The following is a 22532-nucleotide window of genomic DNA, read 5'->3' as shown; positions in this document are numbered from 1 at the left end:
ACTATTAATAATTACATAACATGTGAATTTTCTGTTAATTATTTTAAGATGAAAACAACTAATGAAAGCGGTTACCTCGTTACTGTATTGATAACGCATTAAAAAAGGAGTGAACAAATTGGCGCAAGCTGCTAAAGAGTTAAATTATGAGAATCAACCTGACCCCTCGTCCGAAAATATAAGTCAAGAAAAGAAATCCATTAAAATTTTTGGTCTCCCAGTGCTATGGTTTGGAATATTTACGGCTATTACGCTGACTAGCCTCTATACCGGAAATCTTCCAGGCGGTATGATCGGTAGTTTGCTGATTATGATTGTGCTTGGTGAATTACTAGGTTGGATTGGGGATCATACGCCAATCGTTAAAACCTACCTCGGGGGCGGCGCTATTATCGCTATCTTCGGTGCCGCTTTCCTTGTTTATGAAGGCTGGTTACCTGAATCATCTGTCTCAACAATGACAACATTCATGAAAGATGGCGCGTTTTTAAACTTTTATATCGCTGCGCTCATTACCGGGAGTATCCTTGGAATGAACAAGAAAATCCTCGTAAAGGTTGGTCTGCGCTACTTCTTACCTATTATGGGAGCCGTTGTTGGTGCAATTGCGGTCGCTGGTTTATTGGGTTCTCTTGTAGGCTTTTCTTTAAGAGACGCCATCCTCGTTATTACAATGCCTATCATGGGTGGTGGCATGGGCGCTGGTGCAGTCCCGATGAGTCAGGTTTATTCCGAGTTAATGGGCAATGATCCAGCCTATTATATTTCCATGCTCGTTCCTGCCCTTGCACTTGGTAACGTATTTGCGATTGTACTCGCTAGCATGCTCAACTTACTCGGTAACAAAGTTCCTTCTCTTACTGGTAATGGTCAATTGATTAAAGGATTTCAGTACAAGGAGGAGAAACAAACTTACGATATTCAAAAAATGGGGATTGGGTTACTTGCCGCTATTACCTTCTTTGCGATTGGTGGATTACTCGGAGATTTTATTCCTTTACACCCTTATGCCTTAATGATTATTGTGGTTGCCATCGCTAAAATAGCAGACATTATCCCCAAAAATATAATTGACGGAGCAAGTCAGTGGTACAAATTTGTTGCAAGTAACTGGACCCTTGCGCTATTGTTTGGCATTGGAATTGCTTATACTGATTTAAATACAGTACTTGAAGCTCTTACACTACAATACATTCTCACCGTATTTGGGGTGGTACTTGGTGCCATTATCGGTGCCGGGTTAATCGGTAAATTGGTTGGATTTTATCCGATTGAGGCAGCGATTACAGCAGGGTTATGTATGGCGAATATGGGCGGAACAGGTGATGTTGCCGTTCTATCTGCTTCAAGAAGAATGGAACTCATGCCATTTGCTCAGATATCATCCCGTCTCGGTGGAGCCTTAATTCTCTTGTTAGCAGGGTTAATCATACCATTTCTCGCTTGACCAGGGTATACTGTGAAGAACTCCCACTATCCGCAAAGATAGTGGGAGTTCACTTCGTTCATTTAACACTAAAACTTAAAAACAAATGTGGTGAGACTCATTGACGTTATTTTAATTGTTTTACCGGCTTTTATTATCTTTGCGATTGGCTACATTGGACAGAAGAAAATCGGATTTGATCGTAAATCTATTTCAACTTCTGCACTCTATTTGATGTATCCGTTTCTTGCTTTTCAAACCTTTTATACAAACGATATAACGATGGATTATGCTTATATCCTGATATTCTGCTTGCTATTGATGATCCTTTTAATCTTTATTGTGACAATCGTTTCTAAAATTAAAGCGCTGAAACGTACAAAATCTGCTGCCATGATCCTTTCTTCCGTTTTCATGAATAGCGGTAACTATGGTGTGCCGATAATTCTATTTGCATACGGTGAAGAAGGCGTCCACTATGCGATTATCATGATGGTTATACAGTCATTGCTCATGAATACGGTCGGACTTTATTATGCATCGAAAGGGAGTAGCACAGCAACGCATAGCCTGAAAGATTCTCTTCTAAAAATCTCTCGTATGCCAATTAATCATGCTGTACTTCTCGGCATCATTGTTCAAATAACTGACTTCAAGGTTCCAGAGTTCGTTATGCTAGCCGTCGACCTGGTTGCAGATGCTACAATTCCAACCATCATGATCGTACTAGGAATGCAGCTCGCTTCTCTCACTAGAGGAAGTGTCAAATGGAGCGATTTATCTACGATTTTCTCCATTAGAATGGTTGTTTCTCCAATCATTGCTCTATTTCTCACGATTGTACTTGGTTTAAATCCTTTACTAAGTAGCATTTTAGTCGTACTTTCATCAATGCCAACTGCCGCTAACACAACGATGTATTCTCTTGAGTTCAATACAGAACCACAACTCGTTTCTTATAGTACGCTTTTAACGACTCTTGCTAGTATTATTACCGTACCTCTAGTACTATGGTTAGTTGGTGCTGCTTAAATCTTTATTCGCCGAATGTTTCTAAAGTAATTAGGTCATACTTGTTAGTAAATTCGATGACAGGGATGAGTCTATGATTTACATCTACCATGATTATGGCGGAACACACACCACATCACTAGCAGCCGCTTTTCATTTACATCTTTTGAAGCCCTCTTCTCTTCCTTTAACGAGTGAAGAAGTTCTTGCCGTACCGTTTTTTAACAAACTCACGAAAAAGGACGCGGGCCGTCTCCTTTTCCACGGACGTGATTCAGATGGTCACAAAGTCTACACAATCGGAAAAAAATCGTCGAAACTGATTGTTCCTGCATTATATGATATGACGCTCATGCTTTTTGAGCATTTTCAAGTAGACGATCAGATTGTCCTTTCAAACACATCACCAACCGTCCCGTTCGTTATGTCAATAGGAGGCGGTCTTTCTCGAGGGCTTGGCATCGATGCTCTCGGCGTACCGCTTCTCATCAAAGGAGCTAAAAAGTGCAGTCCACTCATTTATGATCTCGTTGAGCATACGAAAAAACAAGCCCACCAAACGACTGAAAAAGTACTTCTACTCGACAATAAGCAATTTAAAATTTAGTTGTCTTCCTTAAAGCGCGTCGGACCAATGTTTGGTTCAACGCGCACGTTTCATTCTACCTGATTCCAGGCCTTTGGTTAAAGAAGTAAATCCATAAAAATAGAGCAATTATACCGAATAGATAGATTGAATACGAAACCCCCGAGAACACTGCTCTCCGGGGTTTCATCATTACATCATTTGAACGCTTTGTAGCAACGCTAAATAGCCTGATATGATAAACAATACGCTCATTAGAAACGAAAAAAGTGGTGTCATCTTTTTGATAAACCCTGCCACCATCACTATCATAAACACGACTGCTAAAGTGCCAAGCAACAGCGAATTTACGTTAACAACTAATTCCACAGACGCATCAGGTGATACTAAGCCGTTTGTAAAAAGCGTAAACAGCGGAGATACGCCTTCAAGACGAATAAGGGAAGTCAGATTGTTTGGAGGCGATGAGTGGCTCATCGCACCCGTAGCGGCAAAAATCAGTAACACCATCACGGATTCCACTTTTGTCCACGGTTTAGGATCAAACGATTTGTTCTCTTTAAGCTTTTTCTTCATGATGACACCATTCAGGAAGGCGTATCCAAGTAGTGGGACAATGAGCAAGTGTTTCATTAATAAGCTTTGTCCGTAAGAAACCATCCATGCATCAGGATAATCTTGTAACGGAATAACAAACTGCATTAACAATACCCCTGTGATCGCTACTACTATGAAACAGATAATAGCGGTTGGATGAAACCACTTCAGAAATCGCCTCCAGTTTGCCGCGTTTTTTGAAAACCAGCTTATGACAAAAAGGACTCCTACCCAGGTAACGACAGCCGTAAAGTGTAGCGTGTGAATGATGAATCCTTTAGCTGGATGAAGAGAGCTTGAATGGCTCGCCCACCCTAGTCCTAGAATGAGAAACAGAAGAAGAACCATACCGATGAATGGGTATCTCTTCTCCTGCCCATCATCAACAAAAAGAATATATAGGATCAAAATAACGGACAGAATAACCGTAAAACTCCAAGCCTGACCTACTTTAAATGTCATTAATACCGATGACAGGGCTTGTCCTATTCCATAGTCTTCATACAAATAAAGAAGTAAATCCAAAATCGGCATGAAGGAAAAAACCGCAATCCCTCCTGCAGCCAAAAGACGGATTTTTTTAGGAACATGAATAAAGGGCTTTTTATCCTGTGAAATAAATGAGAAAAGATAATCCGCAATCAGGAGCGCAAAGCTAATGTAAAGCAGCGCTTCACTGATTACTGTTAGAATCAACATGGATTATTTTTTCCTCCTCATCAATAGAACACTTCCAATAAGGACGATAACCAGGACGGCAATAACGATGCCAATTACTGTACCGTTAGAACTTTCCTCTTCAGCCGTATCTGCCTTTGTCTCTTCTTCTTTATCCATTTGTTCTTCTGTATCTTCTGCTGAACCGTTCGTTGCTTCTTCAGAAGTTGACTCTTCTTCTGCCACTTCTGATTCAGGGATGTCTACTGAAAAAGAAAACGTTCCTTCGATTGGATGACCATCAATTCCAATGATCTTCCACGGCACTTCATAATCTCCGTTTGCAATTGGCTGATCAAACGTCCCAGTCATCGTATTGTTTTCAACCGTGATGTTATCAACAGCTACAGGTTCACCATTCGCATTTTGTAATTCAAATGAGCTTGTTTCCTCTATTTCTGTTTCGAAAGTGAGCGTTACTGTGGTTAACTCCTCTGTGATCGTACTTCCATCCTCCGGGTTAGAACTTTCCAACCCAGTATGGGCGTAAGTCATATTCCCGAATGTGAGTAGACATGCAATCGTTAAAACAAGTATTTTTTTCATTATCGATCCTCCATCGTTTTTTTAGTTGCAGAATATAGCGGCATACAACACATGATAAAATGTGTGAAAGTTTCACTCATCACCACATTCTTTCACAACATAATTCCATTATGAAAAACGCTTAAGGTGAATTCAATGCCTACATAGAAACAGTTTTGGATATTTCATGAACTTTCTCAGTAAGAATAAAAGCAATATTCACATTAAAGTCAAGACAGGGGTTCTGCCTTGACTTTTGTATTATAGATCGTTTTATTATTGCGGTTTTGATTAAGAAAACAGTGGGATGATGGCTACTATTTAGCCAACCGGTGTTCTGCCTCGGACCTCATACTCGTTCGTTTAACCATAACAACTCCTAGAAGAAGTAAAGCAAAGCTTAGCATCACACTTGAGCCTACTATCACGCTAAATCGAATGGATATGAGTTGTGCAGCGATCCCGCAACCGACCATCACAGCGATAACAAAAATTGCCTCAATCCATTCAAATAAGCTGCCAATCCTACCCATAACGTCGACGGGAATATTGTTTTGATAATAAGTATAGAAACCCGTATTCATGAACGAAAGGGAGAAAGAAAGAATAAAGCAGCCGATTGCAGCTAAATGAAATGATGATGATAAAGCAAATATGAGATACCCAATGGAGAGCACGATCGCTCCACCTCCAATTAACGAAAGCGGTTCTCCTTTTTCTGCCATAACAGTATTGAGAATGGCTCCTAGAAGAACTCCGATTCCAGCAATACTTACAAGAAATCCATATTCGGTATTCGTCAGATGAAGGACCTCTGTTGCAAAGCTTGCTTCAAGGGAATCTACTCCCCAGCTCATGATGCCCACTGCACTTACTAGAAAGTAAATCAAAATAACAAAAAAGGCGCTTCGACTAAACATGTATACAATGCGCCAATCTTCTTTCATCAGTTGAAATGAAATTGTACCTGAACGATTCATGCAACTACCTGTTTCAACATCAGGTAGCAATAAAAACAGCAGTCCAGCAAGAAATAATGCGCCTGCATTAAGGTAAATCGCATTGGTTGGAGTACCGATGATAAATAACACACCAGCAATCGCTGGTCCGATCACAAATGCACCTGAATCGACCAAACTACGAAGGGAATTGAAGCGAATGCGCCTTTCTTTAGGAAGAAGCTTCGTCATGTAAGTCATTGATGTTGGATGAAAAATCGAGCTACCCATGTTGATCAGAAATACAAGAGTATAAATCGTCCATAAACTTGACAGTAGTGGAAGAACAAACATCACCAATGCCTGAGCGATATTCACCAAAATCATAAGCCTACGTTTATTCATCCGATCTATCAAACTTCCCGCCCAGAGATTCGTGAAAAGAGTAGCGAATGGCTTCAGTAAATACAGTCCTGTCACAGCGAGTGCTGAACCCGTTTGATCTAAAATGATGAGATTAAGAGCAATATGATAAATCCAGCCTCCGATATTTGTAATCCCCATTGATGTAAGCAACAGCAAGTCGTTCTTCCGAATAACACTAAGACGCTTCATAACATGTCAGCTCCAATCGCGATAAGTTTTTGAACCAATAAAAAAATCTCACCCCCAGGACGTATAGTCCCGGGGGCGAGATTGCTTATCGCGGTGCCACCCCGGTTCAGTCATGTGTCGCCACACGACTCTTATCAGGTACGGCAGAAGCTGCTTATACCATAGCTCTATAACGGGAGCTCCCGTTACACCATCCCCACGTTCGGTTCCGATGTACAGCTCAGAGGTTTGGTTCAACCATGTGATCTTCTCTCCTTTTCAGCTACCGGAGCTCTCTGTGTAAGATCCCATCATCTACTCTTCTCATCATTGCATTTGATTTTGTTATATAATACCAGGACGGTTACCCGGTGTAAATGCTTATCCTCTGATTTTATTTAAAATCATCCGCTGCTCCACAGACGCAACCGATCTTCTAGTCGCTGCCACCGTGTCCGGATTGATGCTCACGCTATCGATTCCCTCTTTAATGAGGAACTCAGTAAATTCTGGGTAAGTCGATGGACCTTGCCCACAAATGGAGACAGTTTTTCCATACTTATGCGCTCCGTGAATCAACTGTTTAATCGCTCGTTTTACAGAAGGATTACGCTCATCAAAGTAGCCCATGCTGTTTAGGATGCCAGAGTCACGATCAGATCCTAAAATCAACTGTGTTAAATCATTGCTTCCGATGCTAAAGCCATCCACAAGCTGAGCGAATTCCTCTGCTTCAAAAATCACAGATGGCACTTCCGCCATAATCCAAATTTTGAATTCTTGATTCTGAATTAAGCCTTCTTCTGCCATAATCTTCTTCACTTTCTCCACTTCCCACGTTGTGCGAACAAACGGAAGCATTGTCCAAACGTTAATTAAGCCGTACTCATCACGAACTTTTTTAATCGCTCGACATTCCAAACGGAATCCTTCTTCGTACTGAGGAGATATATAGCGTGAGACGCCGCGCCAGCCGATCATCGGATTCGCTTCAACTGGCTCTACTTCATCTCCACCGATAAGTCCACGAAACTCATTTGAGCGGAAATCACTCAAACGAACAACCATTGGCTTTGGATAAATATCCTGCGCCACCTTCGTGATTCCTTCGGACATTTTTTCAATAAACATCTCTTCCTGTCCGGTTTTTAGCAAATGCATCGGGTGAATACCGATATTTGAAAAAATAAATTCCGTTCGCATTAAGCCAATGCCGTCAAACGGCAAGTGTTTGTATTTGTTGATCAAATCTGGCTCTCCAAGATTCATATAAACTTTTGTTCCTGTAATCGGTGCAAGCTGATGAAGAAGTGCTTCATTGAAGCCTTCAGTGGAGTTCGTCACTCCTTTGGCTGCTTCTTTCTTTTTCACTGGTTCAGCATGTTCTAGAATACCTTCATACACAACTCCACGAGTCGCATCAACCGTTACTTCCATTCCATCCATTAACACATCTGTCGCAATCGAAGAGCCTACAATACATGGAATACCAAATTCCCGAGAGACGATAGCAGCATGACACGTACGTCCACCTTCATCTGTCACGAGGGCCGCTGCTTTTTTCATAGCAGGAATCATATCAGGATTGGTCATAATCGTCACTAGAATATCGCCTTCTTCTACAAGGGAAACTTCACTAATATCTTTAATTTTGCGGACTTTTCCACTCGCAGACCCAGGGGAGGCAGCTAATCCTCGAACGAGCATCTTCTTTGGCGTTTCTACCTTTTCAACCACTTTTGTTTCCTCCTCTTTTAGTGTTGTTATTGGACGAGCTTGTAGAATGTAGAGTTCATTTGTTTGGCAATCAAGGCCCCACTCGATATCCTGAGGCGTTTGATAAAGTTCTTCAATTCGAACCGCGTCGCGTGAAAGATGAGCGATTTCAGCTTGTGTTAAGCATTGTTGGTTCACGTGTTCCTCACCTAAATATTCTTTCACCGCCACCGTATCCGTTCCGATTGCGTTTGCTTTCTTTACGACTAGCACTTTCTTTTCGGCTACGTGCTTTTCGATTAATTTAAACGATCTTTTATCAACGATATACTCATCTGGTGAAACCATCCCAGACACAACCGCTTCCCCAAGTCCCCAACTCGCATTTATCATCATCTGCTCTCGTTCACCTGTAATCGGATTCGCTGTAAAAATAACACCTGATTTTTCACTATTCACCATCAATTGAACAACCGCACAAAGGGACACATCAAAATGGTTGAAGCGCTGTTTTTCGCGATAGTAAATGGCTCGTGCAGTCCAGAGTGACGCCCAGCATTTCTTGATGTGATAAAGAAGCGCTGTGATTCCTGAAATCTCAAGATATGTATCCTGTTGCCCTGCAAAAGACGCTTCCGGAAGATCTTCAGCTGTTGCCGAGCTTCGAACGGCTACAAACGGATCTGTTATGTCCAGGTCTTGACTAAACGCTTCGTAAGCATTACGAATTTCGACTTCAAGTGATTCCAGCATATCCGTCTGTAAAATCCATTCTCTGATTTCAGCGCTCACTTCATTGAGCTGATCGTTATTTTCATAATCAAGCGTCTTCATCTTTTGAAGTATGGATTGATCAAGTTCTCGTTCAGTGATAAACGCCGCATAGGCTTCAGCCGTTACACAGAAACCAGGTGGTACATGGACACCGTTCTGCGTAAGTTCACCAAGATTAGCTCCTTTGCCACCAACAAGGGCAATGTCCTCTTTATTTATTTCATGAAACCAACGAATCGCACTTTGCTCCACCATTTACCGATCGCCTCCCTACTAGATTCGATTTTTAGAATAACACATTAATTAAATTATGTCATACTATTTATTTTAAAAACGTGAATAATGATGAATTTTAAAATTATTCGTTCTCCATTTCGCCATTTTCCTCATTCAAACTAATTTTTCACACTCTCCTTTGTTCATCTTTACAATTCCTTAACTTCTCTTTGTGAAAAGCTACAAAGATGGTGGTTTTTTAGTATACTCTGTAGTAGACACACTGAGATAAAGAAAGGAGTGGTAGAAGTTGCATACCGATCGTGAAAGTCATAACCCTTTTCAGGGGCCATTCCGTACATTAGAAGATTTAGCCGACTGCATTCGAGAAAACCTCGGCTGTCCGGTTACAATAGAAGATTCAGACCATCGGATTCTCGCCTATAGTTCACATGATGAAAATGTGGATCCTGCCAGAATTGCGACCATTATGAAACGGAAAGTACCCGAAGAAGTGATCAAAAGCCTTTGGAAGAAAGGCGTCATTCCACAACTATTTGAAAGTGATGATCCCGTAATCATTCCAGCAATTCCGGAGGTAGGACTAGGTCAACGCGTGGCGATTTCGGTTCGAAAAAACGAAGAACTGCTCGGATTTATATGGGCCCAATTGAATTGGGAAGTCACACAGGAGGAGCTAGCACTTCTTAAGAAAGCTGCAAAAGTCGTTAAGAACCAGATTTTAAAATTGGACATCAAGAAACGTCAGTCGGAAGAAGGACATCGTGAGTTTTTTTGGAAATTACTCACTGGTCACTATACAAAAAAAGACCAGCTTCAAAAGCAGGCAAAAACTTTCCAGCTTAAATTGACTGGCGAGATGGCGATCGTCATTTTTGAATTTAGTGATGACATTCAACAGTCGCTAGAACGGCATATGAATTATTACATTCAAGCTTCACATCAAATTGAGCTTATTTACAGTACATTGGATCAAAACCAGCTTATTTTACTCGTTCGTCCTACAGATCGTTTCAACACAGCTGATCAGCTTAGTAGTTTTGTCCAGGTTTTTGTCGAGAAAATTAGCAATCGCCTTGGTGTTGATACATTAAAAGGGGGAGCCGGAACGCTCTATCAAAGCCCACTTATGATAAAAGACAGCTATCGTGAAGCGCTGCATGTGCTGTCAATTAAAGAACGATTCAAAGAGGAAGTAAAGGCGATCTATAGCTATCAGGATCTTGGAATATATCAATTTATTGACCTTCTCTATCGAGAGCGTCAGCATCATCAAAACCTCTATATCGAGAAATTAAAACAGTATGATGCTATTCATCATACGCAGCTACTTGAAACGCTTGATATGTATTTACAGCAGGATAGCAACGTAAAAGCAGCCGCTCATGCTCTTCATGTGCATACAAATACATTAAACTATCGTCTGAAACGGATTGCGGACGTGGCAAACCTGGATTTAAAAGACGCCAATCAAAAAGTAACGCTTTTTCTCGATTTAAAAATCGAACAATTGAAATCATAGGGTGTTTGTGTAATTACACAAACACCCTCTTTCTTTTTCTCTAATTTACACAATGTGAAATGAAAAAATGGCATCTATAATCGGAGGTACTTGATCATAAAACAATGTCTAAGGGGATGAAATGATGTATATCGGTATTCCAAAGGAAATTAAAAATAATGAAAATCGCGTAGCCATTACACCAGCAGGCGTAATCGCACTTACAAAGGCTGGACATCACGTAACAGTTGAGACTGAAGCAGGAATTGGAAGCGGTTTCGAGGACGTTGATTATCACGAAGCTGGCGCAACGATTGCAACAGATGTTGCCTCTGTTTGGAACCAAGAGATGGTAATGAAAGTAAAAGAACCACTTTCTTCTGAATATGCTTATTTCCGTGATGGACTCATTCTTTTCACTTACCTTCACTTAGCAGCAGAGCCTGAATTAACAAAAGCGCTTAAAGATAGCGGCGTAACAGCAATTGCATATGAAACGGTTGTCGATCGTGGCACACTTCCACTTCTTACTCCTATGAGTGAAGTAGCTGGCCGCATGGCTTCACAAATCGGCGCACAAATCCTTGAAAAACCTAAAGGTGGAAAAGGCATTCTTCTTGGCGGCGTTCCTGGAGTGAAACGCGGCAAAGTAACGATTATCGGCGGTGGCGTTGTTGGAACAAACGCAGCGAAGATCGCAATGGGCCTTGGAGCAGACGTAACAATTCTCGACTTAAGTGCTGAGCGCCTACGTCAGCTTGATGACATTTTCGGAAATGCGATTAACACACTAATGTCTAACCCACTTAACATCGCTCAAGCGGTTAAGGAAGCGGACCTTGTTGTTGGCGCTGTCTTAATTCCAGGAGCAAAAGCACCTAAGCTTGTGACAGAAGAAATGGTGAAGAGCATGACACCGGGATCTGTTCTTGTTGATGTTGCCATTGATCAGGGTGGAATTATTGAAACGGTTGATCATATTACAACTCACGATAATCCAACATACGAAAAGCACGGAGTTGTTCATTACGCAGTAGCGAACATGCCAGGAGCTGTTCCTAGAACGTCTACGATCGCTTTAACAAACGTGACCATTCCTTATGCGCTTCAAATTGCGAATAAAGGCGCAACAGCTGCGATCCAAAGCAATCCAGCTCTTGAAAAAGGATTAAACGTAGCAAATGGGGCGATTACGTATGAAGCTGTCGCAAGAGACCTTGGCTATGAGTACGTTTCAGCAACAGATGCGCTGCTTGGCGCTCATGCTTAATATTGGACTTGAATCACACAAAGAGCCAGGAAGCAAAGATGCTTCCTGGCTCTTTTCTATTAAAAAATCAATAATAGTAATCAAAGTACACGCTCAATTAAGCTAAATATCTCGATTGACTTCCTTCATACTGTCCAAATTGATAGCGATTTAGTAGTTTATCAAGCTCTTGACTCGCCATTATCGTTTGTTTATGTGTAAATCCATGCGCTAACACTTTAGATGTTAAAACAACTTTTTTCTGATCAATAAGAGCTAGGAGATTTGATCGTGTGTAACATTGGATAGGCAATTTCAACGCTTCCCTTCCTTCATGAATGTAGTAGAAATAGAAGTAGATTTTAACAATGTTTTATAATTGGATATTAAGGGGTGGGCGAAAAATGATTATGCTTAGCGTAAAGACCTTCAACCCTACAAATAACTGATCAACTTATGTATCCAACGCGGTTAAATTCGTTCCTGCAAAACAGTCCATGTTATATTTTACTATATTTTGTAAAAAAAGAATAGAAGAAACGTGGAAATACTATTAATTTTTTTTGACTTTTTATTGAAAAACAGTTGATCCTCTCCCTAGCCTCACCTTAGTCATTAAAATAACCCATTTCACCTTCAGCTTTCGTTTTCATAGCTACTGTTTCCCCAGCTTTAATTGCAGCTTCTCTTTTTAAATTCGGATGTAAGTGAACTTTATCTTTTTCAAATAAGAGCACCACAGTTGAACCAAAACGAAAGAAGCCAATTTCTTCTCCTTTATTCAAATATGAGCTCGGATGTGTCATTTCGATCGTGTTCACCCACATTGCTCCTACTTTCACGAGAGCAAGAAACATGCCATCTTCTTGTTTTAATTCTGTGACAATACGGTAGTTTGTCGAGAGTGGTGACTTTCCTAGCGTCAACCCTAATTTGTTGACTGGAGCGGACTTTCCACCAAGTTTATATTGTTTACCAACAACAGCATCATCAGGAGCGTGAATGCGATGATAATCTTTCGGGCTAAGGTACAACACCAGGAACATACCATCCTTATAACGATCAATCATTTCGTCATCCTGCAGTAAGTCCTCAATTGAATATGTTATTCCTTTCACTTTTATTAACGTCTCATCTACCTCGCCAAATTGCTCCACCTTCGCATCAACAGGACTGGCAATATCTTTTCCTTTAAAAGCACGCGAGCCGGATTTAAGTTTGCGGACAAAAAACGCTTCTAATGACGGAAACTCACTCAGCTGTTGATCCAGCTCGCCTGTTCGAATGTTAAATAATTTCACGTATAGAGGAATCAGCACCCTGCTGAAACGAGTTCGACTCAGTTTATTAAGGAACCGGCCAACACTTCTAGAATTCAGCATGCTGATCATTCCTCGGTACAAAAGCTTTTTCACTTATCCCTCTCCCTCTAAATCTCTGGATTCATTTCTTTTATTTATAACTTACCCTATTTTCATGTAATGAATAGTGTGAAAGAAAAAGCTGTGAATAGAAGGTTCGCATCCTAACATAGGAATCACCAATAATAAAGGTCGCCATTTATTTTGGCGACCTCTTCCTTATGTATAATCTTTGTAGGCACTTCACCAAAGCGGTTCTTCTTCATTACTTAACGAATAGTAAAATGGTGAAAGAAGAAGAATCAGCACAAGAATGCTGAATGAAAAGCCCAAATAAAACCATAATGATAGTTTGTAAATTGATGTAATCCCTAATGGAATCACAACGAGCATTGACGTATAACTTGATCTTTTACGAGATTTTGCTGAAAGATATTGTTTTTCATGACACTTAGGACATGCAGCCTTTTGGCGATAAATGAGTCGCATCGCTTCCCTCCATCGCCACGTATAGCCACAGTTCTTACAGGTCGGCATCCTCAACCCTCCTCATTCTATTATTTCTCACAAGAAAAGCTCCAATTCATAGCAAGGATGTCTTTTTCCAAACTCACTTCTCCCCCTATCTTTTCACACCCATCAACTGCCGATTCAATCACTTGATGATTCAAATAGGAGGGCAACCCTATTAGAAAAACAATTCCAAGTGGTAGCAAAAGCAATAAAGATATTCTTTTCTTAGAAACTTTTTTACTTTTCATCCACGTAGTCCTCATAGTTGTTCGCCATTTTTTCTAACTTCTCTTCATGGGTTGTGATAAACGCTCTAACTGTCTCCTCTTCCATAAGCTCATCCTCACTTGGAAGATCAGCAAATTCATCTGAAAGAATCATCCTCATCTCATCTCTTGTCATACTCATGCTTTTTTCTTGAACATGAAACTCATAACCTCTTGCATTTGGGACAAGTAGACTGAGATGAATCGCATTATAAAACAGCGTCTTGTTCCGATCTTGGTTGCCTGAAAACCAATAGCTTTGAAATGCTTCATCTGAAATGTTGCCTTTGACATCATAAGTAACGGTTATTTTTTCATCTGATAAATTTACCTTCTCTACTGTTTCCCCGCCTGGTAAATGACTCAATAGTGCCAGAACATCCGAATTGTTCCCTACATATGTACCGCTTTCGTTTAATAGAGATGATAACTGAACGTCACCAACCGTTTTAATCTCTTGACTGCTCGCTTTCCCGCTCGAACAGCCAGCTACTAAGAGAAGAATAAACGCAAACACTAGGCATTGTTTTTTCATGATCAAATCCCTCGTTTCTACTGAATGACTCTCTACTACTAGTTACGAAAAAAATAGCATTAAGTTTCAAATAATAAAAAAAAGGTAGCTCAAGCTACCCTTACGGCATTTTCTCCATATCCATATGCAGGGCATTCCATCGGTGACCATCCAAATCAATAAACCCCATCCCGTAAAGCCAGCCATCGGTTAACCCAGGTTTTGCGAAAATCGTTCCTCCTGCTTTTTCAACCTTGTCTACCAATTCATTGACCTCTTCACGCGTCTCCGCTCCGATTGAGAAAAGGACTTCTGTCCCATTTCTAGCATCAGCTACTTGATGGTGCGCGAATGTTTCAAACCTGGCCTCTGGAAAGAGCATCACTTTCGAGTTCTTGACGGCAACCTGCACACCATCTCCAATAGACTGTACCGCAAAGCCAATGGCGTGAAAAAAAGCTTTCGATTTCTCCAAGTTCTTTACAGGCAAGTTTGTCCAAAGTTCCGTTGCCATTAACGCACCTCCTTTTGCTTCTGCCGTTTCTTAATTTCATCTGAATGGAACGGAGAATCCTTCACTTCATTAACCACACTAAATGGGTTTCCATCAGGGTCATAAAAGTCGAAGCAGGTCATGCCTCCAAACTTTTCAATTTCAGAGGTTTTAACCCCCTCACATTTTAAATCGTGATAAAAGGCATAGATATCCTCCACAAGAAAATTAAAGTAACTATTCTTCTGCTCATTCTGAACTTGAAACTCCGTCGGTTGGCTTGTTTCAACTTGAACAAGACCAAGCTGAGTTGGACCGTTCGGAAAGTAAAAACCCGCTCCCTTTCCCGTCCCTTCTCCCCACTCATCGATCTTCGTAACGCCAAGATTTTCTTCATACCATACCGTTGCCTTATCAAGATCAGTTACTGGAATAAATACACTGCCAATACGAATCATCACATCATCTCCTTTGTATCTTCCTGAATGGTATCCATCAGATCGACTTCAATCCGTTCTGTATCCTTATAATGATAAAACCGTTCAAGGTGCCAGGCATCTAATTTTCTACTCGAATCGCTCTTTTCGATCCAGCTGTGAAGTTCTTCATACGTATGTAGAATCGTCTTGTTCGATCCCTTATGCTTCATCACGGCATAGCTTTGAGATGGGACTGTTAAGGTCACCATCCCATCAGGGACATTCTCTATTTTTTTGACTTGGTAGCAAACCCAGTACCCTTCCTCTTCTTCAGAAGAAGCATCTACGACAAAGGCACCAATTTGATAAGGGAGATTTAAGACATTGGCAATCTCTTCTTTTCTTTCATCCAACTGTTTCGCCGCTAACGGAATTTGCAACACATATTCCTCTCCCGAGCAGCGAACTCTGATACCGACAAGATGAAGCTGACCCAACGTTTCAAAGTGAACAATACGCTCCAGCAATCCTACGACTCCTCATTAATCGGATCTGGGACAAGGTAACGCTCTTTAAATTCCGGACTGATTTCACTCCACACATCAAACATGTTCCCATCAAGATCATAAAAGACAAAGTTTCTACCGGCATGTCCTCTGTTTTCTAGATCACCGACCCTCATCTTTTTCGCAACGAATTCATCTCGAAGCATTTCAAGCTCCTGAAGACCATCCACTTCAAATGTTAACGAAAAGTGTTCTCTTCCTTCACGATCATAGAAGTTCGCACATTCCGTTTCTTTGGCTTTTACTAGAAAAAAGCTCTGGTTGGCCATATTTAAAATCGCTTTATCCTGATCTTGATAACGCAGCTCAGCACGTAAATTCGATACATACCAATCTGTTGCTCTCTCAACATTTGAAACAGGTAAATAAGTCGTACCAATTCGAAGCAGTGACTGCTTCATCCCATCATCTCCTTCATTCTTTCTTCTGTACTTTTCCATAAATATGAATGAAATCCCTTCCATTTTTGATAGAAGTCATAAAATAGGTTAAAAAAATACTCTTTGACATTGATGTAGAATTGCTGTAAATTATCAAATGGACGAACGTTAAAATAAATACAAAACGTATTATTCGTTTTTAGGAGTGAATCTCATGGAAAACGTATTCGATTATGAAGATATTCAACTAATTCCCGCTAAATGTGTCGTAAACAGTCGATCAGAATGTGATACTTCCGTCACATTAGGCAAGCATACATTTAAATTACCAGTTGTACCTGCGAACATGCAGACGATTATTGATGAACGCATTGCTGTTTCCCTAGCTGAAAAAGGCTACTTCTACGTGATGCATCGTTTTGAGCCAGAAAAACGAATCGCTTTCATTCAAGAGATGAACGCACGTGAATTGATTACATCGATTAGCGTTGGAGTAAAAGACGAGGAATACGCGTTTATCGAACAGCTTAAAGAACAGGGGCTTACACCAGATTACATTACGATTGATATTGCGCACGGTCATTCGAATGCGGTTATCGAGATGATTGGCCACATTAAACACCACTTGCCTGATAGCTTTGTCATTGCGGGTAATGTGGGTACACCCGAAGCAGTCCGTGAGCTTGAGCATGCGGGTGCGGACGCCACCAAGGTTGGAATTGGTCCCGGAAAAGTGTGTATTACAAAAATCAAAACTGGTTTTGGAACCGGCGGTTGGCAGTTAGCAGCACTTCGCTGGTGTGCAAAAGCAGCAACGAAGCCAATTATCGCTGACGGCGGCATTCGCACACATGGCGATATCGCAAAATCCGTACGGTTTGGTGCTTCCATGGTCATGATCGGCTCCCTTTTTGCAGGACATGAAGAATCTCCTGGCGAAACGGTTGAACGCGATGGCAAGCGCTACAAAGAGTACTTTGGATCAGCCTCTGAATTCCAAAAAGGCGAGAAGAAAAATGTGGAAGGCAAGAAGATGTTTGTAGAACATAAAGGGAGCCTTCAAGACACGCTTACGGAAATGGAACAGGATCTCCAGTCAGCCATTTCTTACTCCGGTGGAGATAAGCTTGAATCAATCCGGACTGTGGATTATGTTGTCGTAAAGAATTCTATTTTTAATGGGGATAAAGTCTATTAAGAAAAGCAGCTGCGATCGTGCAGCTGCTTTTTTATATTTTATTCGCATAGGATGAATGAACTATTTCTCTTCTTGATCGATGTGTAAAAAGATTCAACTTTCATGAAATCAAAGGGGATTTGAATGCGTTAAACGAAAGTTCATGTAAAGCGAATATTCAGTTAATGGATCAGGAGGTGAACTAAATTAATCTTTTTTCATACCTTTTAGGCAATAGGCTATTAGAACATACTAAATTAGAGGAGCTGATGAATTGAAACAAGCATGGAAAACAAGCCTGATTCTCCTACTGCTCGTCCTCCTTGTCCTTCCCCCTTTATCATCAAACCAGAATGTAAGTGCCGACAAAACGAATAGTACTTTATCCACACAGCTTAATGAGATCCTCTCCGATGAACGGCTTGATGGTGCGATTGCCGGCGTTAGTGTTCGATCGGCGAGCTCAGGAGAAATAATTTATGAGAACTACGGTGATACTCGCCTTACTCCCGCCTCGAATATGAAGTTATTTACGGCTGGGGCTGCACTCGAAACATTAGGACCCGATTACCGATTTACGACTGAACTTCTAACGGATGGTCAATTGAAGAACAAATTTTTGAAAGGCAATCTTTACCTTAAAGGAAAAGGTGACCCTACTCTCCTCAAAGAAGATTTCGATGAACTCGCTCACTCGCTCAAAGAAAAAGGTGTACATAAAATTAAAGGCGATCTGATTGGGGATAACAGCTGGTATGAAGATGAAGCTCTGTCCCAAGATCTCTCCTGGTCAGATGAAGATAACTACTACGGCGCCAAGGTTTCTGCCTTAACCGCTTCACCAAATGAAGATTATGATGCCGGTACGATCATCGTAGAAGCCTATCCTGGCAAACACCCTGGCGATCCAGTTGATGTTCGTCTGTCTCCTTCTTCAGAAGTGATCACAGTACAGAACCGCGCGAAAACGGTCAGTGCAGACGAGGATGCGGAATTAAGCATTACACGTGAACATGGTTCAAATACCATTTTAGTTGAAGGGGAAATATCTGTGGATGCAACGCGTAAGCGCGAATGGATTGCGGTTTGGAATCCAGCGGAATATGCGCTTAGTTTAATGAAGCAATCCCTGAAGGAGGCTGGGATTCAATTGAAAGGTGACCTGGTGCTGCGCACTACACCTAAAGAGGCTACTCTACTCGTTGAAAAGAAATCCATGCCACTATCGGAGCTTCTAATCCCTTTCATGAAGCTTAGTAATAACGGTCACGCAGAACTATTAGTAAAAGAAATCGGTAAAGTGAAAAAGAAGGAAGGCAGCTGGGAAGCTGGTTTGGAAGTCATGAACGATTTCCTAGAAGAAGTTGGACTTGATACAGAGGAAATGCGACTAAGAGACGGATCGGGCATTTCTCACGTTTCGTTAATCAAACCAAGCCAGCTTTCCGATTACCTGTATCGCATACAAGATAAAAACTGGTTTGAAGAATTTAACTATTCACTCCCTGTTGCGGGTGATGCCGATCGGTTTGAAGGGGGTACTCTTCGTTATCGTATGAGGGATACCGCTGCAGAACAAGTTGTTCACGCGAAAACGGGTTCGTTAACTGGCGTCTCTTCTCTTTCAGGGTATGTCGACAACGGTCTTGTGTTTTCGATTATGCTGAATCAGTTTGTTGAAGAGGATGATATAAAGGACATAGAAGATGAAATCGCTGTTGTTTTAGCTACTTACGGTGAGGATAAATAATAGATGGGAAGGGGGACCAAATCGGTCTCCCCTTTTCTTTGTTAACCATTTTTTTGACGCACGAGATTAGATAGTTGAACGCCACTTTTTGGTAAGCTTGGCATTTCAGACATACGATACGAAAGATCTTGCTCCGGAACTTCAAAGGTTAACCCAGTTACGAAGTAGCTCAACGTTTCTTTTAATACATCGAGCGTTAGCCATTCCCCAGCACAGCGATGTCCAAAGTCGAACTCCCCGCCTCCTTGTGGAATAAAATCAAATGGGCTTCCCTGCCATGATTCAAATCGAGCTGGATTGAACTTCTTAGGGTCATCCCATAAATCAGGATGATGATTGGTACCATATAAGTCAAGAAGTGTCAGCGTACCTTCTTCAAATTTATAGCCCTCCCACGTAAAATCTTCTTTCACTCTCGCACCGGCAAAAGGAAAGAAAGGATAATACCGGCGAACTTCTTGGATAAAGTTTTGCCTATCTGTTTCATTCCCGCTTTTCAATGACAGCACTTGATCCGGATACTCGATCATAGCTAGAACTGTGAAACTCATATAGACAGAAATCGCGACAATCGGACGCAATAAATTTAGAAGTTCAACTGCCACAATTTGCTTATCTAACAACTCTCCGTTTAGATCACGGTGGTTGGAAAACTGTTTTAGTGCACGGTGGGAAGGCGGATTCATCTCTCCGTCCCTCACTTTTTGTATTAGTTCCTCCATCCACTCTTCTCCGGCATTTCTGGATCTCCGTCCTTTCCAGTATTCCGGCCCGATGGAAGCGGCAGATTCAAACATATCTGCAAGTTGATTCGTTCGCTCGTCTACCTCTTCATCTTCAAGCGGCACGCCGGTCCATTCACAAGCTACATGGGTTAAGATTTTCTTTGCTTCCTCATAAACGATAATCTTCTCTTGCGTTTCCCATTGAGCAGCAAACGCTTCTAAATGCTTTTTCGTTAATTCGGCTATTTCGTTAAGCGCGTCGCTAGTCATGAGAGCCATAAACATCGCCTTTCGATGTTGATGCTCTTCTCCATCCAATGCCTGAACGCCGTTTTCACCGAATAGTGTTTTTTGTACGTGTTTGGGTGCAGCGCCGCTTCTCATAAATTTAGCATTGTCGTAGAAAAGTTCTGCCGCTTCTTTCCCAGTTAAACAGATTGTTTTTTCACCCAATACCTTCGTTTCAAAAATGTTAGAGTCATACTTATTGCTTCGATTAAGAATAAATTCATACCCTTCCCTTAATACACTTAACGTGTGATCTAACCCTTTATCTTTTGGCATGCTTTTATGGTTGGACATAGCGCTTCCTCCTAGGTACATGATTTCGCTACTGATCTCCCTATTATTTTCCACTTAAGTATCTGAACGAAACGTGAACTCCTGTGTGAAACGTAAACAAGAGAAGCAGCAAGCTGCTTCTCTTAATGTCGCTTATAATTCGCCGGTAAAGCAATTTGATCAAAGTGATTGACTAACCTTTTTAAAGACGCCTCTAGCTCTTCCCCTTCCATTTCTTCTCCATGCCCCGTTATGGCTAGGATAGGATGTAAATCAGCAAGCTTAGCTACAGACTGTCTCGCCTCTTCCCAATCCATCGTAAAGTACTTTGGAGGGCCGCTAATTTCCTTCTTCTGAAGAACCACGCGATACAAGGATTCTTGCTTCACGGTGACAAAGGCATCACCCGCAATCAAGACACCATCTTTTTCGCGGTAAAGAGAAATATGTCCAGGCGTATGTCCAGGTGTATGGACCCAGGTCCAGTCCTTCATGTACGGAATTTCACCATTGGCTGGTAGAGCAGACAGGTTAGGTGAAATGTCAATTCCATGATGGGGGTACAAGGGAGAAAGCTCGCTAACTAAACCACCGTCCGCTTTCGGATCTCCCTTTGGATAATCCAGTTCTCCACTCAAATAAGGAAGTTCGTTTTTGTGGGCATAAACCGGTACATCCCACTCTTCTAGCAAAGGCTCAAGTGACCCCACATGATCAAAGTGACCATGTGTCAATACAATCGCTTTAGGTTTTTTTGAATGTCCAAACCTTTCTGCAGCAACCTCCATAATGGCATGCTTTGAATGAGGCATTCCACAATCAATCAACACCCACTCACCTGCATCGGTATCACCGTACAAACAAATATTCACAATCTGATTGGTCCAATAATAAAGATCGCTACACACTTCTTGCCCCTTACCGTTATTCTTACTCGTAAACGGAAGATGAACGTTAGAAAAATCACTATCTAATGGTTTCAAAGTCGTTCCTCCTATTTTGCCCATAGTCCGATCTATTCAGTTTTTGACAGTTTAGATCAAACCATTCTCAATTGGAGTAAGTAATTCATTCCAGTCGCCTGTATATATTCATCAGTAAAGCAGAAGATAAGCATTGTGTTTCTTCACTAAGGAAGCCAATTTTTTGTCATAGAAATCTCTCTCGAGGATTCTATTTAGAAAGAGTTCTGCTTTTTTCTGAAGCTTTTCGAAACGAAAAAGGAGGAATAAGGATGCAGCAACAAAGACCAAATCAACAAAATCAGGGAATGCCAAATGCACAGCAGCCTATGCAAAACATAACCAACACCAATCATGGTGGCCACGAATTATTCGATGCTCATGAGGTGATTGCCGGCATCATCAATTTATTGGATCACTATCAAATGTACGAACAACATGTCCAGGATCCTGAATTAAAGAGCATCCTCCAACATCAATCTCAGTTCGTCACCACTATGTATAATACAATTGTTCAGAGCTTTCAAACCGGACAGGATCCAAGTGTTCCAACAGGACAATATACGATGCAACAATCGAATGAGGTTGTGTATGGCCTTAAACCAGGCCAACCGAAAAAACCAAACCAGTCTGTCAATGACCTCTCTGACAAAGGGTTAACCGCTTATATGTTAGGTCACACAAAAGCACTAGCATCTTTATTCACGATGACCGCTCTTGAAATGACGAATCCAATTTTACGACGCGTTGTGAGTGACAGTGTGCCAAACCTAATTGAGTTAAGTTATGAAATTTTCCTGTACCAAAATAAGCATTCTTATTATCAAGTTCCTCAGCTGTCTCAACAGGATATGCAACTCATGCTCCAAAGCTATGCACCCGTTCCGAGTCAGGGAACCCTTCAGTAATATAAAAAGTTGAACGCGACTGCGTTCAACTTTTTATATTTTCGGACACTATCATTTGAGTTTGGA

At 41.3% G+C, this 22532-nt stretch carries 23 protein-coding genes and 1 other annotated feature; of the genes, 8 read left to right on the top strand and 15 right to left on the bottom strand.

Features of this window, described 5'->3' with window-relative positions; genetic code table 11:
* The first annotated feature begins 178 nt into the window (after positions 1–178).
* From PQ511_RS16895 to PQ511_RS16885, 3 genes are all read left to right on the top strand, one after another.
* The gene (locus tag PQ511_RS16895; protein WP_273853112.1) at positions 179–1447 is read left to right on the top strand and encodes a 2-hydroxycarboxylate transporter family protein; all 1269 of its coding nucleotides are present in this window, start codon (positions 179–181) and stop codon (positions 1445–1447) included.
* A 90-nt stretch (positions 1448–1537) separates the two neighbouring features.
* Positions 1538–2458 carry an AEC family transporter gene (locus PQ511_RS16890; protein WP_273853085.1) on the top strand — a complete coding sequence of 307 codons (921 nt, stop codon included), beginning with the start codon at positions 1538–1540 and terminating at the stop codon, positions 2456–2458.
* A gap of 73 nt (positions 2459–2531) precedes the next feature.
* Positions 2532–3044 (top strand): DUF3189 family protein, encoded by a 513-nt coding sequence (locus PQ511_RS16885; RefSeq protein WP_273853084.1) that lies wholly within the window; start codon positions 2532–2534, stop codon positions 3042–3044.
* 171 nt (positions 3045–3215) lie between these two features.
* Here PQ511_RS16885 and PQ511_RS16880 read toward each other — a convergent pair whose 3' ends face one another.
* The 4 genes from PQ511_RS16880 to ppsA all read right to left on the bottom strand — a co-directional run bounded on the left by PQ511_RS16880 (position 3216) and on the right by ppsA (position 9139).
* A complete protein-coding gene (locus PQ511_RS16880; protein WP_273853083.1) occupies positions 3216–4319 on the bottom strand; it encodes a copper resistance D family protein in 1104 nt (367 codons plus the stop codon).
* A 3-nt stretch (positions 4320–4322) separates the two neighbouring features.
* Entirely contained in the window at positions 4323–4883 is a 561-nt protein-coding gene (locus PQ511_RS16875) for a copper resistance CopC family protein (RefSeq protein ID WP_273853082.1), read from the bottom strand.
* 296 nt (positions 4884–5179) lie between these two features.
* The gene (locus tag PQ511_RS16870) at positions 5180–6415 is read right to left on the bottom strand and encodes an MFS transporter (protein ID WP_273853081.1); all 1236 of its coding nucleotides are present in this window, start codon (positions 6413–6415) and stop codon (positions 5180–5182) included.
* A gap of 68 nt (positions 6416–6483) precedes the next feature.
* Positions 6484–6734, bottom strand: a binding site (T-box leader).
* A 41-nt stretch (positions 6735–6775) separates the two neighbouring features.
* Complete coding sequence (ppsA, locus tag PQ511_RS16865; protein ID WP_273853080.1) at positions 6776–9139, bottom strand: phosphoenolpyruvate synthase; 2364 nt, start codon at positions 9137–9139, stop codon at positions 6776–6778.
* A 271-nt stretch (positions 9140–9410) separates the two neighbouring features.
* Between ppsA and PQ511_RS16860 the strand changes: the two genes are divergently transcribed.
* The gene (locus tag PQ511_RS16860; RefSeq protein ID WP_273853079.1) at positions 9411–10643 is read left to right on the top strand and encodes a PucR family transcriptional regulator; all 1233 of its coding nucleotides are present in this window, start codon (positions 9411–9413) and stop codon (positions 10641–10643) included.
* 124 nt (positions 10644–10767) lie between these two features.
* Positions 10768–11892 carry an alanine dehydrogenase gene (ald, locus tag PQ511_RS16855; protein ID WP_273853078.1) on the top strand — a complete coding sequence of 375 codons (1125 nt, stop codon included), beginning with the start codon at positions 10768–10770 and terminating at the stop codon, positions 11890–11892.
* 97 nt (positions 11893–11989) lie between these two features.
* Here the strand turns inward: ald and PQ511_RS16850 are convergent, their stop codons facing one another.
* The 9 genes from PQ511_RS16850 to PQ511_RS16810 all read right to left on the bottom strand — a co-directional run bounded on the left by PQ511_RS16850 (position 11990) and on the right by PQ511_RS16810 (position 16404).
* The gene (locus tag PQ511_RS16850) at positions 11990–12190 is read right to left on the bottom strand and encodes an aspartyl-phosphate phosphatase Spo0E family protein (protein ID WP_226659153.1); all 201 of its coding nucleotides are present in this window, start codon (positions 12188–12190) and stop codon (positions 11990–11992) included.
* Between the two features lie 289 nt (positions 12191–12479).
* Positions 12480–13286, bottom strand: a complete 807-nt coding sequence (gene asd, locus PQ511_RS16845) for an archaetidylserine decarboxylase (RefSeq protein ID WP_273853076.1) — start codon at positions 13284–13286, stop codon at positions 12480–12482.
* 189 nt (positions 13287–13475) lie between these two features.
* Positions 13476–13769: a TIGR04104 family putative zinc finger protein gene (locus tag PQ511_RS16840; protein WP_273853075.1), complete on the bottom strand. Its 294-nt coding sequence runs from the start codon at positions 13767–13769 to the stop codon at positions 13476–13478.
* Between the two features lie 20 nt (positions 13770–13789).
* Complete coding sequence (locus tag PQ511_RS16835; protein WP_273853074.1) at positions 13790–13993, bottom strand: hypothetical protein; 204 nt, start codon at positions 13991–13993, stop codon at positions 13790–13792.
* A complete protein-coding gene (locus PQ511_RS16830) occupies positions 13983–14546 on the bottom strand; it encodes a DUF4825 domain-containing protein (protein WP_273853073.1) in 564 nt (187 codons plus the stop codon). The genes PQ511_RS16835 and PQ511_RS16830 overlap by 11 nt, the downstream gene beginning before the upstream one ends.
* Positions 14547–14646: 100 nt before the next feature.
* Positions 14647–15039: a VOC family protein gene (locus PQ511_RS16825; RefSeq protein WP_273853072.1), complete on the bottom strand. Its 393-nt coding sequence runs from the start codon at positions 15037–15039 to the stop codon at positions 14647–14649.
* Positions 15039–15476, bottom strand: coding sequence for a VOC family protein (locus tag PQ511_RS16820; RefSeq protein WP_273853071.1), 438 nt, complete (start codon positions 15474–15476; stop codon positions 15039–15041). Before PQ511_RS16820 ends, PQ511_RS16825 begins: the two co-directional genes overlap by 1 nt.
* On the bottom strand, positions 15476–15964 hold the full coding sequence (locus PQ511_RS16815) for a GyrI-like domain-containing protein (RefSeq protein WP_273853070.1): 489 nt from the start codon (positions 15962–15964) through the stop codon (positions 15476–15478). The genes PQ511_RS16820 and PQ511_RS16815 overlap by 1 nt, the downstream gene beginning before the upstream one ends.
* 2 nt (positions 15965–15966) lie before the next feature.
* Entirely contained in the window at positions 15967–16404 is a 438-nt protein-coding gene (locus PQ511_RS16810; RefSeq protein ID WP_273853069.1) for a VOC family protein, read from the bottom strand.
* A gap of 193 nt (positions 16405–16597) precedes the next feature.
* Here PQ511_RS16810 and guaC point away from each other — a divergent pair, with 193 nt between their 5' ends.
* Positions 16598–17581, top strand: coding sequence for a GMP reductase (gene guaC / locus PQ511_RS16805; RefSeq protein WP_273853068.1), 984 nt, complete (start codon positions 16598–16600; stop codon positions 17579–17581).
* A 253-nt stretch (positions 17582–17834) separates the two neighbouring features.
* Positions 17835–19310: a D-alanyl-D-alanine carboxypeptidase/D-alanyl-D-alanine endopeptidase gene (gene dacB, locus PQ511_RS16800; protein WP_273853067.1), complete on the top strand. Its 1476-nt coding sequence runs from the start codon at positions 17835–17837 to the stop codon at positions 19308–19310.
* A 41-nt stretch (positions 19311–19351) separates the two neighbouring features.
* Here the strand turns inward: dacB and cypC are convergent, their stop codons facing one another.
* Together cypC and PQ511_RS16790 are read right to left on the bottom strand one after the other, a co-directional pair.
* The gene (cypC, locus tag PQ511_RS16795) at positions 19352–20617 is read right to left on the bottom strand and encodes a CYP152 family fatty-acid peroxygenase CypC (RefSeq protein WP_273853066.1); all 1266 of its coding nucleotides are present in this window, start codon (positions 20615–20617) and stop codon (positions 19352–19354) included.
* A gap of 122 nt (positions 20618–20739) precedes the next feature.
* Positions 20740–21579: an MBL fold metallo-hydrolase gene (locus PQ511_RS16790; protein WP_273853065.1), complete on the bottom strand. Its 840-nt coding sequence runs from the start codon at positions 21577–21579 to the stop codon at positions 20740–20742.
* Between the two features lie 251 nt (positions 21580–21830).
* Here PQ511_RS16790 and PQ511_RS16785 point away from each other — a divergent pair, with 251 nt between their 5' ends.
* Complete coding sequence (locus PQ511_RS16785; protein ID WP_420541726.1) at positions 21831–22466, top strand: spore coat protein; 636 nt, start codon at positions 21831–21833, stop codon at positions 22464–22466.
* Positions 22467–22532: the final 66 nt, after the last annotated feature.

The sequence above is a fragment of the Guptibacillus spartinae genome (assembly GCF_028610625.1).
Taxonomy (GTDB): domain Bacteria; phylum Bacillota; class Bacilli; order Bacillales; family Guptibacillaceae; genus Guptibacillus; species Guptibacillus spartinae.
This window is presented reverse-complemented; position numbering and strand designations above follow the sequence as displayed.